General features: G+C 61.7%; 1 pseudogene. It reads left to right on the top strand.

Going from position 1 to position 608, the window contains the following annotated elements:
* Positions 1–44: 44 nt before the first annotated feature.
* Positions 45–608: pseudogene (locus tag CWO89_RS45020) on the top strand (Mu transposase domain-containing protein); the annotation flags it as partial.

The following is a 608-nucleotide window of genomic DNA, read 5'->3' as shown; positions in this document are numbered from 1 at the left end:
GGGTTGTGACAGCATTCGGCACATAACGATGTCCGGCACATAACTGCGACAATCTCAAGGCCGCCGTCACCAATCCCGACCGCCACGATCCTGGCCTCAACCGAACCTATGCCGAGATGGCGAGCCATTACGACACGGCCATTCTCGCAGCCCGGCCGCGGCGCCCAAAAGATAAGGCAAAGGTCGAAGTTGCGGTGCAAGTCGCCCAGCGATGGATTCTGGCGCGGCTGCGCAACCAACGCTTCTTTTCGTTGGCGGAGCTGAACGCAGCCATCAAAATACTCGTCGTCGAACTCAATGCCCGACAGATGCGCGACTTTGGCGCCAGCCGCGCCGAACTGTTCGCCGAACTCGACAAGCCCAAGCTCACAAAGCTGCCGGACCAGGCTTACGCTTTCGCGCACTGGAAGCGCTGTCGGGTCGGCCCCGACTATCATATCGAGATCGACGGACACTGGTATTCCACGCCGTATCGGCTCATCCGTGAGCTCGTCGATGCGCGCATTGACGACAGGACGGTCGAGATCTTCCACAACGGCCGCAGGATTGCCAGCCACGCTCGCGCGCCCAACCGGCGGGGCCACACCACCATCGCCGACCACATGCCC

The organism is Bradyrhizobium sp. Leo170 (assembly GCF_004296405.1).
Classification (GTDB): Bacteria; Pseudomonadota; Alphaproteobacteria; order Rhizobiales; family Xanthobacteraceae; genus Bradyrhizobium.
Note: the sequence above shows the minus strand (reverse complement) of the source record. Positions and strands in the feature narration are given on the sequence as shown.